Source organism: Bradyrhizobium sp. Kon56, from assembly GCF_055807635.1.
Genome location: NZ_JBVVOU010000204.1, coordinates 1 through 367, shown reverse-complemented (window position 1 = coordinate 367; position 367 = coordinate 1). Strand labels below are relative to the sequence as shown.

At 62.9% G+C, this 367-nt stretch carries 1 protein-coding gene; it reads left to right on the top strand.

Going from position 1 to position 367, the window contains the following annotated elements; all coding sequences use genetic code 11:
- On the top strand, positions 1-367 hold a 367-nt coding region (locus tag AC0L3B_RS38645), incomplete at both ends, for a glutamate synthase-related protein (RefSeq protein ID WP_473382903.1).

Genomic DNA, 367 nt, shown 5'->3' with positions numbered 1-367 from the left:
GCCTGGGCGCGCGTTCCCACTCCGGCGAAGGCGGCGCAGACCCGGCGCGCTACGGCACGCTCAAAAGCTCGAAAATCAAGCAGGTGGCTACCGGCCGTTTCGGTGTAACCCCGGAATACCTGGTCAACGCCGAAGTGCTGCAGATCAAGGTCGCCCAGGGCGCCAAGCCCGGTGAAGGCGGCCAGTTGCCAGGCGGCAAGGTCAACGGTCTGATCGCCAAGCTGCGTTATGCGGTACCCGGCGTGACGCTGATCTCGCCACCGCCGCACCACGACATCTACTCGATTGAAGACCTGTCGCAGCTGATTTTCGACCTTAAACAAGTCAACCCGCAGGCTCTGGTCTCGGTGAAACTGGTCGCGGAAGC